Source organism: Sphingobium ummariense RL-3, from assembly GCF_000447205.1.
GTDB lineage: Bacteria > Pseudomonadota > Alphaproteobacteria > Sphingomonadales > Sphingomonadaceae > Sphingobium > Sphingobium ummariense.
This window is the reverse complement of sequence record NZ_AUWY01000023.1, coordinates 15,147-29,268: the sequence shown is the minus strand read 5'-3', so window position 1 is coordinate 29,268 and position 14,122 is coordinate 15,147. Positions and strand designations below refer to the sequence as shown.

Here is a 14,122-nt window from a genome sequence, read left to right as displayed (position 1 = left end):
ATCAGCCGACCTGTTCGACCAACAACGACCCCGCCGGCAGCGGGCGGATGAGCGACTGCGCCGGCACGGAAGGGTTCAGCCAGCCGGTCCAGGCATCGCGCTCGAGGATGACGATCTGCCGGTCGTGATAGGGCGCGATGTCGGGCCCGGGCTCCATCGTCAGCATGGTGAAGGCCTCACCAACCTCCTTCGTCTCGCGCCAGATGCCCCCAATGCAGAAGATCGGCTCGTCGCGCTTGGTGAAGAGCCACTTGTCCTTCCGCTTCTTACCCTTCTCGGCCGCGTCGGTGAACTCGTAGAAACCATCGGCCACGATGAGGCAGCGGTTCGACCCGAAAGCGCGCCCCTCCGACCGAAAATTATACACCGGGCGCTTGTTCTGCCCGGGCCAGCTCCATCGCCGTTGCACGAGGTCGCCTTCGCCGCGCACGCCCTCGATGGTGCGGACGATCGCCCCGACATCGGTGATCTTGATGTCGTCGCGCGCCGCGATGTTCGGCGCGCCTTCGCCGAAGCGGATCTTGATCTTCAGATCGGCGAAGTCCTCTACGATCGAGGCGACGTCCACCGTCAGACGGTAATCATTGCACATCGCTCCTCCGTCCCGATCGCCATTGTCTCGCGACCCCGTTCTTGTTATGTTCGAAGACTATGAGCGCGACGGCCTTCGACTCCGACGCATCGCTCGACGAACGCCGCGTGATCATAAGGCGCGGCGGCGGCGATGTTGAGATGGTGAAGCTGCCGTGGGGTCTTCAGCCCCGCGAGATCGGCGGCCGTCCATTCACCGTCCTGCGCGCCGAGGACCGGACCTTCCCGAGCCATCGTTGCCTGGTGCCGGCGTCGGAATTCTGCCATCGCAGCGGCGGCAAGCACTACAGCTTCGCACTCGCGAACGGCGAATGGTTCTATTTCGCCGGCATATGGCGTCCGGCAACGCGCGACTGGCCGGACGCTTATGCGATCCTGACGATCGGCGCGAATGCGGACGTCGAGCCCTATCACGATCGGCAGATGGCAGTGCTCCGACGAGATCAGCGCATGGCATGGCTCGATCTGACCTGCCCGGAAGCGGAGCTGCTCCGTCCCTTGCCGGCGGGGAGCTTCCGCGTTTCCCGCCTGCGCGAGGCCCGGGCCGCGCTTGCGTTCTGAAACCCTGAAAGCCGTTTGACCGAATGTCCGGTTTTGCGCAGCGCCGGCCGCCCGCCCGGCCTGGTCAGCCCGCGGCTGTCCGACGCCGGGCGGGCGCCGCCGCGTCCGGCTCGCGAAGCATGCCCTTCCGGCCGGCGTAAAGCGGAGTGACGCCCGCAATCCCGGCGGCGTGCCGGCGCAGCAATGCGGCGGTCGCGTCGCGGTCTGTCGCCCGGGCGAACGCAAATCCCTGGCCGAGCATGCAGCCCATCGACCAAAGCTGGCTCGCCTGCACCTCGGTCTCGATCCCCTCGGCGATCACCATGATCTCCAACCGGCGGGCGATTTTGATCAGCCCCTCGACGATGACGATGCTCGGATCGTCCGGCCAGAGCCGCTCGACGAAGCTGCGGTCGATCTTGATGATATCGACCGGAACATTCAGCACATGCGTCAGCGACGCGTGTCCCGTCCCGAAGTCATCGAGGGCGACCCGGACGCCCGTGGCGCGCAGACGCTCGATCTCGCGCGCCACGACGCCGTCACGCCGGCCGATATAGACGTCCTCGCTCACCTCCACCACGAGCTGGTCGAGCGGGACGCCAACAGGGCCGAACGCACGTTCGAGCTTCTTCGAAATGCTTCCGGTGTAGAAGTCCGCCGAGGAGACGTTCAAGCCGACGTGCCCGACCCGCAGGCCCTGGTCCCGCCACCGGACCATGTCGCCGGCGATCATCGCGGCCATATGCTCGGTCAGCTCGGCCGCGATGTGAGCGTCCGCCGTTGCCTCATGAAATTCGTGCGCCGCAATCAGCGTCCCGTCCCGCCCTCGCATGCGGCACAGGGCTTCGAGGCCGACAATCTCCCCCGTGTCCAGCCCGACGATCGGCTGGTAGTGGGCCTCGATACGACCGTCACCAAGCGCCGCGGCCACATCGCGGATCGCATCGCGGCGGTGCGTGATCCGCGTCCCGATGCCGGGCCAGTACCGCACAAATCCGCCCCTGCCAGTCTCCTTGGCATGATAGAGCGCGAAGTCCGCCGCCTCGCTCACCGCCGCGGCCGTCGACTCCGAGGGACCGAACACTGCGCCGCCAATCGTCGCCTGGGGCACCACCATATGGCCCTCGCAAGGCGCGGCGAGCTCGAGCCCGCGGAAGATCCGACGCGCCGCCGCGTCGAGGTCCGACAGCAAGGCGGGCGCCTGGACCAGAACGGCGAACTCGTCGCCGCCGATCCGGAACGTCACGTCCGGCGCGACGGCGCGGGCAATGCGAGCCGCAGCGACCTGAATCAGCCTGTCGCCTGCAAGGTGCCCGAAGGTGTCGTTCACGATCTTCAGATTGTCCAGATCGATCATGAACAGGGCCCAGATGCCGGGCTCGTCGCAGGGCATGCACTCCAGCGCAGCGTTGAACGCCGCCCGGTTGGGAAGACCGGTCAGAACATCGACATTCGCCCGTCGCTCCCGGTCGACCACACGTTCATGGCGCCGTAGCGCCATGCCGCAGAGATCCAGGGCCGTGCTGATGACCCCCATCTCCGCCTCGCGCGGACCGCGGTGCTCGCGGAAATAAAGGGCGAGCACGCCGATCGGATCGCCGCTCTCGGAGATGATCGGGTAGGACCAACAGGCCTTCAGGCCGGCGACGAGCGCGTGATCCTTGTATCTGGCCCATCGGGGATCCGCGGCGATATCGGCGATGCCGACCGTCTTGCGCATATAGGCGGCCGTGCCGCAGGACCCAACCTCCGGCCCGATCATCACGCCATCGATCGCAAGCGCATAGGCGTCGGGCAAACTCGGTGTCGCCAGCGGATGAAGCAGCCCGGCGGGGTCCACCGTCATCAGCGTACAGACCACGTCCGGCAGAAGCGCCTCGATCTCCAGGCATAGCTGACGGGCCGTCTCCTCGAGCGAGACGCCATTGGCGATCAGACGCAATATTCGGTTTTCAACCTGCAGCAATGGCAACTCGACCGCCCATCGGTGACGGTGTCCGATTGGGGAAACACGTCTCTGCCGGCCATTCTAGTCCTTCAAACTGAAGGCCATCTTTTCATAATTGCTAAATTTGGAATTAAGCATGCTTGAGAGGGGAACGCGTTCCCCTGCGTCCGAGCCCCGGGTCTCGGCCGACCCCTTCTGCGGGGAGACCCCGCAACGCCCCCGAGAGGGAGAGTGCGGACCGGCTTTGCCGTGACGGGTTGGAGGTCGAGAGAGAGGCTCTCGGTCGCCCGTCGCGGAGATCCGCGATGTCCAGAAAGACCGCACCCGCTCGCGCCGGCCAGGACCGGACGAGCCTTTACGACGAAATCACCGGCAAGATCATCGCCGAGCTGGAGGCGGGGCGCGTCCCCTGGGTCCAGCCATGGGGAACGGCGGCGGCGAAGGCGCCGCTCGCCATGCCGCGGAACGCCGCGACGGACCGGCACTATTCAGGGATCAATGTGCTGATCCTGTGGGGCGCCGTCATCGAGCACGGCTTCCCTGGTCAGAGTTGGCTGACGTTCCGCCAAGCCCTCGCGCTCGGCGGCAATGTTCGCAAGGGCGAGCGCGGCACGACCGTCGTCTATGCGGACCGCTTCGTGCCGGACGACGAAAAGCGCCGGGCCCGCGAGACGGGTGAGGAAGCCCAGGCCATTCCGTTCCTCAAGCGCTTCACCGTCTTCAACGCCGCACAATGTGAGAACCTGCCGGAGGATGTCGCGTTCGTCGCGCCGCCGCCGCCCGGCCTCATCGAGCCGCGGGTCGAAGCGCTGATCCGCGCGACCGGCATCGACTTCCGCATCGGCGGCAACCGCGCCTTCTATGTGCCGGCGCTCGACTATGTGCAGGTTCCGCCGCCGCAGGCCTATTTCGAGCCCATCAACTGGCACCGCACGGCGCTCCACGAGCTGGGCCACGCCAGCGGCCACCCCTCGCGGCTCAACCGCGACTTCTCCGGCTCCTTCGGCACCAAGAAATACGCGTTCGAGGAACTGGTCGCCTTATCTGGACAGTCTGCACCGTGCCTGACGCACCATTGAACGGTATGCTTTGGCGCGACGCAGGGGGGCATCAGGCCGGATGAAGCGCTATCCATAAGCTGGCGTAATCCGGCCTGATGACCACCGTCCCGCAGGCGCGCAACGTGTGCGATCTGGAGTCGGGAGGGGGTCCGGGGGAGGGACTGACAAGCTGTGGATAATTCAGGTGCGTCGATCGTCATTCAGGAGCGCCGGACGGCGGATGGCCTGGACTCCTACATCCCGGTAATTCTGCGTGATGGTGCGATCTATGATCTCCACCTTGAGCGCTACTTCCTCGATTTGCCGCTGAACGGTTCGCGTTCGCGACACTCGTTGCGCGCCCATGGTTATGATGTTCTGGTCTGGGTTCGCTTTCTCGCTTCGGCCCGCGGCAAGTCTGTCTGGCAAGCCGATGCCGATGATGTCGGTGCCTATCAGCGCGGTGACGAAGTCGGTTTTCAGCCGGGTCTGTCAGCGCCTTCAGGGGTAAAAACGATGAGGAGCATGGCCCTTTCTCCGTCGAACTCGGCGACGAGGGCGATGACGAGCGCAACATCGGTCTGAACTACGAACAAGAATGCCTTGGATGCGCCCCTGGCGCCCCTCGGAGTGCCGCAACCGAACAGGGCGCGCATGAGAATGCCAAGATTGAACCCGGCGACGTGGATCAAATAACGCTTGTGAACATTCTCGCGCCCGCGCAGCCACGCGCGGCGCATGCCGCCGCGATCCAGGACGTGGGCAAAGCTACGCTCGACCATCTCACCACGCTTGCGCATCGCCTTGCGTCCGACGGCGGATTTCAGGCGAGACCGATTGGCGTAGACGGCCTTCTGGGCAGCCTCGTCGCCGTGCCAGCGCAGATATCCATTCGGCGGTGCCGGCTCGGCGATGCGCGTCTTCCAGATGTCGCCGTCGAGACCCTTGAGGAGCTCGCGCGAATGATAGCCTTTATCGGTCACAAGATCGCAGGGATCCCCGGACGTCGGCGCCAGGCCAATGTCGGCGAGGTTGCGTGCTGCCGTCTCCAGCGTGGCGTCGAGCGTTGTCGTGTCGCCCTTGTCGGCCGGGTGGATCGGCGCTGCCACGATAACACCCGTGTCGAGATCGACCGCGTGTTCGGGCTTGTAGGCCAGACGCGTCGAGCCGTTCTTCATCCGCGCGACCTTCGCGTCGGGATCGGTCTTGCTCGCCCAGTCCGCATTCGACAGCTTCTTGCCCTTGCGTTTGCGATCGAGCCGGACAAGGTCGTCGATCGTCGGCGTGTCGATGCCGCTCTCTTGCGCCATGCGCACCAGCATCTCGCGGTAGGTCTCGCCATTGTCACGCCGCACGATGGTACGCAGCGCGGCGTTCGCCTCCATGGTCGAGCCATCGACGCCGATCCGCTCGCCTTTCACCAGATCGTGCCCGGCGACGAGGGCCAGTACCCAGCCGAAGATCTGGTCATGTACCTCGTGCGGCAGGCGGCTCCGCGTCTTCGACAACCAGCTATGATCAGGGACCTTGTCGCGGCTCGACAGTCGCAGGAACTCCCGCAGCGACAGCGAATCCGAACAGCGCCAGACAATCCCGCGTTCGCTGTCGATGCCCTCGAAATAGCCGATCAGCAGCATGCGGAAATAGCGGCCCGGCGGCAGCGACGGGGCTCCCATCCGCGGCGCATAATAGGGCTTGCACGTCTTCTCGACAAAGCCATCGAAGCCCGCCTCGGCCAGCAGCTTCTGGAGCTTGTCGTAGAAAACATGCCCCGGTGAACGCGGTATCTCCGCCCACGTCACGATCAAATCGGACTGGACCTCGCTATCACGCCCCATCGCCATCGCCGCTAACCCGCCAGACAATCCCACTGCCGCACTGAATCAGCCACCGCCGACTTCGTCAACGGCCTGCTATCATCGTGCCCGGCGGCGCAGCGATGCTGAGTTCCGGATTTCTGCATCGACGTGGAACCGGGCGATTGCCTCGCTCGACAAGCTTTATCGATGGGCCGAACGGGAGGGGCTGATCGAGCGTACACCTTTTACGCATCGTCAGGTCTGGCGACGATCGCACGATGGGCGCCGTGCGGCGGTCACGGGCCGCAATAACGCCTATGAGCGCGCAGCCCGTCGTTCCGACGTCCGTTTCATCGATCTCACCGATTACCGCGCCTTCCGGGAAGTTGGTTTGCGCGGCCTGACCGTTGAAGGGACCGAGCGTCCTGGAGCGCGTGACCGCAATGGCGCGCGCAACGCGCTGTTCGCCGATCTGCTGGTCACCACCGGCCTGCGCCTGGAAGAGGCATCCCACTTGCTCGCAGCTGAGATTCCGGTTTGCGACGCCCGCTCGGAACGTCAGCGGCGGGTCGAGCTTCCGGCGGCACTCACCAAGGGTGACAGGGGGCGAAGCATGCTGCTGCCGCGCCGCTTGTTGCCGGTGTTTGACGCCTACATCGCCGTTGAGCGAGCCGCAGCCGTCGCCAAGTTCGCACAGCGCCGTGGCTGGGAAGCCATCGACCGCCCGATCTTCATCCACAGCCCCTCATTCGGGCAGCGTGCATTGCATCTCGTTGGCGGTGGCACGATGGACATAGAGGTCGTCACACCGGATGAACGCGCAAGGCTTGTTATTTGCGCTGACGATGGAACGCCGCGCGAAGCCGCGGTCCTCTGGCTGACCGAGGTGGGCCATCCTGTGTTGCCCAACTCGTGGGAAGCGATCTTCGCACGGGCGAGCCGCCGCTGCACGGACGCCGGCATCCCGGTCCGGCTTAGCCCCCATCAACTCCGGCATTCCTTTGCAGTCCACATGCTTGCCATGCTGATCCAGCGCCGCCTCGCCGACGCAGCGGCACCAGTGGGCGCCATGGAAGGTTATCGCCAGCTGGTCGGCGATCCGCTTCAACAGGTCCAGCGATTGCTTGGCCATTCGAGCCTCGCGACGACCTCTATTTATCTCGATCACCTCGCCACGCGTGCCGATACCGTTGATGCGGCAGTCGAAGAACTGCTGGCACTCGTACCAGGCTATCTTCGATCATGACCGCTGCTCCACGCAAAGGACGCAAGGTCAGCTTCGCGGCAGATACGGCTGCGCCCCAAGCCGATCCATGGTCGCAGATCAGCACGCTGCGCTTCATGATTCATCCCTTATATGGCGGCGAGCTGCTCGTCGATTTCACGGGCTTGCGGCCACGCGGCCTGGCGCTCGCATTTGCCCGGAGCCTGTTCATGCTGGCTGCTCCGCGCGGCCCCATCATGGTACGTTCGTCGCTCAAGACATACGCCAACCAGCTGCCAAGCTTCTTTTCCTACCTGGCCGGGACAGGCGACGGGATCAACGGCCCTGCTGACCTTCGTGCCCATCACATTGATGGATTTGAGACATGGCTCAGCGCGCAGGGCAAGTCTTGCGTGCATGGACCAACCTATGTCGCCAAGGTCGTTTCCGTCCTTCGTCGCATCGCGGACGACAGCCCCGAGCTTGTCGATTGCGGCTTGCGGGAACGACTGCGCTACGTCAGCTCACACGCACACGTTCGTTCCCGTCCACGCGATGCCTACAGTCCGTATGTAGCCCGCCAGCTGCGCGATGCGGCACGCGCGGATATCGCTGCGATCGAGGCGCGCTTGCGGTCGGGGCCGCAGTTCGATGAGGTGCCGCAGATCGATGGCGCATATTGCAAAGCCCATGCTGCCATCGAGACATACGGTGTTCTGGGCTACCGTGATCCCACGTTTCAGAGCCTGTACAAGCTGCGCAAAAAGCGCGATCTCACCAGTGACAGGCTTAACCTGAGCCTCCACGCAGCCCACTATCTTACTGCCGACGATATCGTCCCGCTTCTTGTTCTGCTCTTAATCGAGACAGGGCTTGAGCTGGAGTGCTGCAAGTCGCTCACCCTCGATTGTCTGCGCAATGCCGCAGGGGGTACCGTCGATATCGCCTACACCAAGCTGCGGGCACACGGTGCCGAGCACAAGACAATCCGGGTGCGTGATCGCGGCTCATCCACCGCTGGCGGTCTGATCCGACGCATCATCGCCCTATCGTCCAAGGCCAGGGTCCATAACTCCAGCGATAACCTTTGGGTCTATTTTCAGCCGGGCGAGATCACCGCAGGTATTCGTCAACTGCGCTTGAAGGTCAGTGCCTGGACGCAGCGCCATTGTATTACCGATGATCAGGGTAAACCGCTCCACCTGTGTCTTTCGTATCTGCGCAAGACGCACAAGGCCTTGTGGTATCTCAAGACCGAAGGCCACATGGCCCGCTTCGCCGTAGGTCATACCGTCGATATCGCGGCACGGCACTACGCCGATATTCCCTCCCTCAGACCGCTGCACGAGCAAACCGTGGCAGATGCCCTCGAAGAGGTGCTCGCTGGTCCAATGATCCTGCCTCCTCAAGACGAGGACCGGCTGCGCGGCGAGTTGGCAAGCCCTGATCCCGATGATGGGGGCATTTCAACCGCACTGCTCAATGGCGAACAAGACGTCTGGCTTGCAAGCTGTGGCAACTTCTATTCCAGTCCCTTCGCATCCGCCGGCACGCCATGCCCTACACCGTTCTGGGCCTGCCTCGATTGCCGCAACGCGGTCATTACCGCGCGCAAGCTGCCTGCCATTCTCACCTTTCTCTCCTTCGTCGACGCTCAGCGGATCGGCCTGAGTGCTGCTGATTGGACCGCCAAGTTTGGTCATGCCCATGATCGCATCGTTCAGCAGATTCTGCCTGCCTTCGCCGAAGACGTCGTGACAAGGGCCCGTGCGCAAGTCGCGAACGACCCTCCCACGGTCTATCTGCCGCCAGAGGCACGGGCATGACCGTTGTCCAGCTTCTGGCGGAGAGCGACGATGAGCGCGATGCCCTCCCTGTGCTTATGTCCGCGCCTTTGCGCCCCGGCTGCGATCGCGCGCATATTTCACGATACGGCGATCCAGTGTGGGATCTGGCTCCCGGCGTATTTCGCGACAACGCGCGGCGCTGCCATGTCACGGTACATTTCGGCGGTATCAAAGACCCATCCATTGCTGATGCCCTGCGCCAGATTCTCCATGCGCGGCTCAATGTCGATCTCCCCGGTCACCGTTCGCGGCTTGAGCCGGCCGGGGTGCGCGGCGAGGCCAACCGGACCTTGCGCTTTTTCGACTTCGTCAAGGCTCAGCTGGGGCGTTTCGATCTCGCCCGGGTCGATCAGGCTCTGGTCGATCGCTACGCCGGAGCCTTGCGCCTAGCCGGGCTGCGCCCAGTTGCAGCGGCAGCGCTGCTGCGGATCGTCTTTGACCTGCACGAGTTGCAGCATCATCTGCCGACTGCGCGCCTGTCCTTCGAACCGTGGCCGGGACGAAGTCCGTTTTCCGTGGCGGGCGCAAAGCATATTGCAGGGGAGAACCGGACGCCGCGCATTCCTGAAGCGATCATGACGCCGCTGCTCTCCTGGTCGTTGCGCTACGTGACCTGCTACGCAGGCGATATCCTTGCCGCACGGGCAGAACTCGATTGCCTTGAAGCAACGCGCAACCGTCTGATTGCCGCTGAGGAAGGTCTGGATCCCGCTGTTCGTCGGTTACGGCAACGCCAACGCCTCCTCGACTATGTTGCATCCTTGCGGCAGCATGGGCGCGGCATTCCGATCTGGACCACGGCACATAACGGCGCAACGCGAACAGATCCGCAAACCGGCGCCGTCACGCCGCCGATCAACTACCACCTGATCCACCTCCATGCCGGTATCAACGCGCAGGCCGAACCTGCCATGCACCTTGGCCTGGCCACGGGTGCACCAGACCTCATCGCCGCTGCCATCGCAGAACTCGGCACCGAGATTGGCGGCATGGATACGCCCAATTCTGCCGATCCCGATACGGGCATGCCTTGGCGCACCCGCTTCGATGCCAAGGTTTTGCCCCTCGAGGAAGTCATGCTGCAGTCCGCAGCCTATATCGTATGTGCCTTTCTCTCAGGCATGCGGGACAGCGAGATCCAAGCCATGAGGCGGGGATGCCTGTCTATTACCAAAGCCGAAGACGGTACGATCTTGCGGCATCGTATCAAGTCCACTGCTTACAAGGGCAAGCGCGGCGGCGGCGAGGAGACCGAGTGGGTTACCATCGCGCCGGTCGCTGAAGCCATCGATGTCCTCGAACGCCTTTCCGCGCGGGCGGGACAAGCGCGCGGAACAACGACCCTGTGGCCAGTCCTCACGCTTCGGGCCAATACCAAGACGCACGTCTCTGCAGAGATAGTCCGGCAACTCAACCGGTTCCGCGATCACCTCAATGACCACTTCGGATCCGCGCAGGCACCCGTCATTCCTGCCGGACCCGACGGCCGACCATGGCGTCTGACAACGCGTCAGTTTCGCCGCACAATCGCCTGGCACATCGCCAACCGGCCCTTCGGAACAATTGCCGGCATGATCCAGTACAAGCATGCGAGCGTTGCGGCTTTCGAAGGCTATGCTGGCAGCAGCCGGTCCGGATTTCGGGGAGAGATCGAAGCCCAGCGTGCGCTTGGCCAGATTGACGATATCCTTGTCTACTTCGACGAGCGGCAAAGTGGCGCACGCCTTGGCGGACCTGCCGCGAACAGGGTCGGAGTTGTGCTTGATACTGCCGCCCACGAGTTGGCGCCGCTACCTGCCATGATTGCCGACCGTCCACGTCTGCGCACCATGCTGGGCAGTCTCGCGCGGACATTGCATGTCGGCCCGCTGGCCGATTGCTTCTTTGATCCGGCAACCGCCCTGTGCCTGAACCGGAGTTCGGAGCCAGGCGCAAGCGGGCCAATGATCTCCATGTGCGAACCGGTCCGCTGCCCCAATGCCTGCATCGCCGAACGGCATCGCCCGGCATGGCAGCGCGGTGCTGATGAGGCACGGTTGTTGTTGCGCGAGAAGCGGCTTCCAGAGCCGCAGCGGGTGACGCTTCAGGCCGAGGTGGCCAGAATCCAGCGTGTTCTTGAACAGATCGCACCGGGTACCGCCACACCGCATAACGGTATGGCGGGAGAGGAAGAGGAGGCGGGTTTGCGGGTGACGGATTGAAGGAGCGGAAGACAGTTTCCCTCCGCCCGTCGTGGAGACCTGCCATGTCCCGATCCTACCCTGCGACGCCGCGAGCCGACGTTTATTCGCGCATCACCACCGAGATTGTATCTGCCATCGAAGCCGGGGCCGGCGATTGGCGCATGCCCTGGCACCATGATGGCGCTGCCACCACCAGGCCGCAGAACGTCACCTCTCGCCGCCGCTATCGCGGCGTCAACGTGCTCGCGCTCTGGATCGCAGCCGAAGCGGCTGCCTATTCCAGCGGTCTTTGGGGGACCTATCGCCAGTGGGCATCGCTTGGCGCACAGGTCCGCAAAGGTGAACGCGGAACGACGGTTGTGTTCTGGAAACAGGCCGCATCGCGCGCCGATGATGATCATGACGATGGCGAAGCCGGACCCGGCCGCATGTTCGCGCGGGCCTTCACCGTGTTCAACCTCGCCCAGGTCGAGGGCTATGAACCCCCACCTGTCGCAGTTCTACCCGAGGGCGAGCGGTTCGGGCACGCCGAAGCTTTCGTCGCGGCCCTCAAGATCCCGATCACCGAGGGCGCCTACGATGCGCACTACCGGATCGACCTCGATCACATCTTCATGCCGACCTTTGCCTCGTTTCGGGATGCATCAGCACAGATGGGCACGCTTTTGCATGAGGCGGCCCACGCCACAGGGGCAAAGCACCGGCTCGACCGCAACTTTGCCGAACGTTTCAAGCGCGACAGCTTGGCGATCGAGGAAATTTGCGCTGAACTGACCGCATCGTTCGTACTCGCCGACCTCAGGATCGCTCACCATCCGCGGGCCGATCATGCCGCCTACGTAGCATCGTGGTTGCGCGCACTCAAAGACGACCCTCGCGCCATCTTCACCGCCGCCAGCAAGGCGCAGGCGGCCGCCGATTGGATGCACGCCCAGCAGCCCCAGCCTGAGGAGATCGCCGCATGATAAGCGCCCCGAAAATTTGCGGTAGAAGTCACATTAGGGCTGGACTGTCAGGATATGTGGCTGAAATGAACGCCGCCTTCTGCTGCGCCTCGATCGGCATCGTGCCGACCGTCAGGCATGCCGACTATATCGGCTCCTGGCTGGAGGTGCTGCGCGAGGACAATCGCGCCATTGTCCGCGCCGCCAGCCAGGCGAGCAAGGCGGCCGACTGGCTGCTCGCCTTCCTGCCCGCGGACGACCAGGCCGCACCTTCGACCGACAGGAGGGCGGCATGATCCTCCTCACTTCCGAGCTGCGCCAGCGCCTGCTGGCGAACGGCCGGCAGGCGGACGCCGACCCTATGCCCGTGGTCAAGTTCTTCAACCCGCTGGGCGAAGGCGTCTGGCTCGCCACCGAACTCGACGCCGACGGCGACACCCTGTTCGGTCTCGCCGATCTTGGCGAGCCTGAGCTCGGGTCGTTCAGCCTGTCGGAACTCGCGGCGGTGCGCCTGCCGTTCGGCCTCGGCATCGAGCGCGACATCCTGTTCGAGGGCCTGTTCCCGATCTCGGCCTGGGCCGAGGCGGCGCGCAGGACCGGGAGCATTCGAGCCGCCGAGCGCGTGCTTCATGCGGTTCATCACGCCAGCCGGGAGGACGTATGATGCGCTTCCGTCGCTGGCCGCGCCCAACCGCCTATCGGGAGACGCCGCGCAAACGCGCGGCGCTCCTCCGCAAGCAGCGCCGCGAGCGCGACGCCCTGCCGCTCTTCGCCGACGCGATCGCCGCCGGCCAGCGCGATGTCGACGAGGAGATGGCCCGCCGTCATGTCTGGTGGATCGACCGCGAGCATGAACAGCGCCGTCAACGCGCGGCTCGCTGGCGCGAGGCCCGGGCCAGGCTCTTCGCGCTGCCCGCTCCGCTCCGGCGCAAGGTTCGCGCCCTGTGGCGTACCTGCCCGTACCCCGCCGACCCCGCGAGTTTCGCGGACTTTCTCCATCAGATCGCCATCGGCCGTCTCGATCCCGATCGCCCGCCATGGCTCTTTCATCAACAGACCCAGGCGCGGATCACCGCCAATCCCGCCACTTTCGAGGAGGCTTTTCGCCAGATCGGACGAAAGTCGGTCGGCGGCGGGCCGAAGACGACCCCGGCCGACGAGCTGCTCTTCTGCGGCAATCTCGGCTCCGGCATCCTCTTCCTGACGTCGCGGGTACGCCTGATCGATCCGAACGAGAGCTTCTACACCTCGTCCAATCATCGCCTGCGCGACTCCCATGTCGGTCGGGCCGGCCACTGGGTCGACATCGAGGTGCGCGGGGATTGCTCCGAAGCGGATCTTTCTTTGATCCGGCGGCTCGCGCAGGCGGCCGACACGCGTCCCGTCATCGTCCGACGCGTCAATCCGCTCTGCGGACGGGTTTGAATAGCGGCAGGACCCGGGAGGCCGGAGAGACGCAATGACGTCTTTCCGGCTTAGCGCCTGCGCGCCAGTCCCTACAGGCTCTCCTTCCTGATTGCCGCCCAGACCGCCAGGATATCGCCTTCGAGATCGTCGTCCTTTCCGACGACGACGCTGAACACGCCGAGCATATCGGCGAACTCGCCGACCTGAAGATGGCCGCGCGCCTGGAGCGCGGTGAGCAGCAGCGTCAACGCCTTGCCCTGGGCGCAAATGAGCGCGCGATCGGCGCTCGATACGCGATGCCGTCGTGGCCGCCATCCCGCGAAGTTCCTGATCCAACCCCAGGGCGCTGAGCGCCGCTCCTCGGCAATGGCCGTCTTCATGACATCTCCCGCGACCCGCCTGCGCTACGGCCCGGCCGGCCTGTGGTGACGCGACGACCATCCTGCTCGATACGTCCCACCACCCTCGTGCTGAAAGGCGCCCGCCCAATGCCGGCGCCCACGGCGACTATTATAGTCGCCCTTGCCCTATGCCACAGGACGTCCGGCGGCGATATCTTCTGCCGGATCACGGTCGCCGCGCCGGCAGAAGAGAGGCAGAGGAGGGCCGGGATTTC

At 64.5% G+C, this 14,122-nt stretch carries 14 protein-coding genes; 10 read left to right on the top strand and 4 right to left on the bottom strand.

The window, feature by feature from the left end:
* Position 1: 1 nt before the first annotated feature.
* A complete protein-coding gene (locus tag M529_RS27025) occupies positions 2-592 on the bottom strand; it encodes an SOS response-associated peptidase (protein ID WP_013039028.1) in 591 nt (196 codons plus the stop codon).
* Between the two features lie 59 nt (positions 593-651).
* Between M529_RS27025 and M529_RS27020 the strand changes: the two genes are divergently transcribed.
* On the top strand, positions 652-1,152 hold the full coding sequence (locus M529_RS27020; RefSeq protein ID WP_013039029.1) for an SOS response-associated peptidase family protein: 501 nt from the start codon (positions 652-654) through the stop codon (positions 1,150-1,152).
* A gap of 64 nt (positions 1,153-1,216) precedes the next feature.
* Here the strand turns inward: M529_RS27020 and M529_RS27015 are convergent, their stop codons facing one another.
* Positions 1,217-3,076, bottom strand: coding sequence for a bifunctional diguanylate cyclase/phosphodiesterase (locus tag M529_RS27015; RefSeq protein ID WP_021223369.1), 1,860 nt, complete (start codon positions 3,074-3,076; stop codon positions 1,217-1,219).
* A 311-nt stretch (positions 3,077-3,387) separates the two neighbouring features.
* Here M529_RS27015 and M529_RS27010 point away from each other — a divergent pair, with 311 nt between their 5' ends.
* Positions 3,388-4,161, top strand: coding sequence for an ArdC family protein (locus tag M529_RS27010; protein ID WP_013039031.1), 774 nt, complete (start codon positions 3,388-3,390; stop codon positions 4,159-4,161).
* Between the two features lie 153 nt (positions 4,162-4,314).
* The gene (locus tag M529_RS48015) at positions 4,315-4,707 is read left to right on the top strand and encodes a site-specific integrase (RefSeq protein WP_084490755.1); all 393 of its coding nucleotides are present in this window, start codon (positions 4,315-4,317) and stop codon (positions 4,705-4,707) included.
* On the opposite strand, the gene M529_RS27005 is transcribed toward M529_RS48015, so the two are convergent.
* Positions 4,602-5,966 (bottom strand): transposase, encoded by a 1,365-nt coding sequence (locus M529_RS27005; protein WP_013039168.1) that lies wholly within the window; start codon positions 5,964-5,966, stop codon positions 4,602-4,604. The genes M529_RS48015 and M529_RS27005 overlap by 106 nt on opposite strands.
* Before the next feature lie 346 nt (positions 5,967-6,312).
* Between M529_RS27005 and M529_RS0124035 the strand changes: the two genes are divergently transcribed.
* The 7 genes from M529_RS0124035 to M529_RS26975 all read left to right on the top strand — a co-directional run bounded on the left by M529_RS0124035 (position 6,313) and on the right by M529_RS26975 (position 13,524).
* Positions 6,313-7,167 carry a tyrosine-type recombinase/integrase gene (locus tag M529_RS0124035; protein WP_021316400.1) on the top strand — a complete coding sequence of 285 codons (855 nt, stop codon included), beginning with the start codon at positions 6,313-6,315 and terminating at the stop codon, positions 7,165-7,167.
* Positions 7,164-8,951, top strand: coding sequence for a hypothetical protein (locus tag M529_RS27000; RefSeq protein WP_013039033.1), 1,788 nt, complete (start codon positions 7,164-7,166; stop codon positions 8,949-8,951). The genes M529_RS0124035 and M529_RS27000 overlap by 4 nt, the downstream gene beginning before the upstream one ends.
* Complete coding sequence (locus M529_RS26995) at positions 8,948-11,173, top strand: site-specific integrase (RefSeq protein WP_013039034.1); 2,226 nt, start codon at positions 8,948-8,950, stop codon at positions 11,171-11,173. Before M529_RS27000 ends, M529_RS26995 begins: the two co-directional genes overlap by 4 nt.
* 44 nt (positions 11,174-11,217) lie before the next feature.
* On the top strand, positions 11,218-12,120 hold the full coding sequence (locus M529_RS26990; RefSeq protein ID WP_013039035.1) for an ArdC family protein: 903 nt from the start codon (positions 11,218-11,220) through the stop codon (positions 12,118-12,120).
* 65 nt (positions 12,121-12,185) lie between these two features.
* Entirely contained in the window at positions 12,186-12,395 is a 210-nt protein-coding gene (locus tag M529_RS26985; protein WP_021223110.1) for a zincin-like metallopeptidase domain-containing protein, read from the top strand.
* Complete coding sequence (locus M529_RS26980) at positions 12,392-12,763, top strand: DUF2958 domain-containing protein (RefSeq protein WP_013041750.1); 372 nt, start codon at positions 12,392-12,394, stop codon at positions 12,761-12,763. Before M529_RS26985 ends, M529_RS26980 begins: the two co-directional genes overlap by 4 nt.
* A complete protein-coding gene (locus M529_RS26975) occupies positions 12,760-13,524 on the top strand; it encodes a hypothetical protein (protein ID WP_013041749.1) in 765 nt (254 codons plus the stop codon). The genes M529_RS26980 and M529_RS26975 overlap by 4 nt, the downstream gene beginning before the upstream one ends.
* A 71-nt stretch (positions 13,525-13,595) precedes the next feature.
* Here M529_RS26975 and M529_RS26970 read toward each other — a convergent pair whose 3' ends face one another.
* Positions 13,596-13,886, bottom strand: coding sequence for a hypothetical protein (locus M529_RS26970; protein WP_013041748.1), 291 nt, complete (start codon positions 13,884-13,886; stop codon positions 13,596-13,598).
* Positions 13,887-14,122 lie beyond the last annotated feature (236 nt).

What these genes read in the sequence shown, in the direction of transcription:
- M529_RS26985 (WP_021223110.1), top strand. Translation starts at nt 12,186, where the DNA reads ATGAACGCCGCCTTCTGCTGCGCCTCGATCGGCATCGTGCCGACCGTC.
- M529_RS27020 (WP_013039029.1), top strand. Translation starts at nt 652, where the DNA reads ATGAGCGCGACGGCCTTCGACTCCGACGCATCGCTCGACGAACGCCGC.
- M529_RS27005 (WP_013039168.1), bottom strand. Translation starts at nt 5,966, where the DNA reads ATGGCGATGGGGCGTGATAGCGAGGTCCAGTCCGATTTGATCGTGACG.
- M529_RS26975 (WP_013041749.1), top strand. Translation starts at nt 12,760, where the DNA reads ATGATGCGCTTCCGTCGCTGGCCGCGCCCAACCGCCTATCGGGAGACG.
- M529_RS27025 (WP_013039028.1), bottom strand. Translation starts at nt 592, where the DNA reads ATGTGCAATGATTACCGTCTGACGGTGGACGTCGCCTCGATCGTAGAG.
- M529_RS26980 (WP_013041750.1), top strand. Translation starts at nt 12,392, where the DNA reads ATGATCCTCCTCACTTCCGAGCTGCGCCAGCGCCTGCTGGCGAACGGC.
- M529_RS26970 (WP_013041748.1), bottom strand. Translation starts at nt 13,886, where the DNA reads ATGAAGACGGCCATTGCCGAGGAGCGGCGCTCAGCGCCCTGGGGTTGG.
- M529_RS27010 (WP_013039031.1), top strand. Translation starts at nt 3,388, where the DNA reads ATGTCCAGAAAGACCGCACCCGCTCGCGCCGGCCAGGACCGGACGAGC.
- M529_RS26995 (WP_013039034.1), top strand. Translation starts at nt 8,948, where the DNA reads ATGACCGTTGTCCAGCTTCTGGCGGAGAGCGACGATGAGCGCGATGCC.
- M529_RS27000 (WP_013039033.1), top strand. Translation starts at nt 7,164, where the DNA reads ATGACCGCTGCTCCACGCAAAGGACGCAAGGTCAGCTTCGCGGCAGAT.
- M529_RS26990 (WP_013039035.1), top strand. Translation starts at nt 11,218, where the DNA reads ATGTCCCGATCCTACCCTGCGACGCCGCGAGCCGACGTTTATTCGCGC.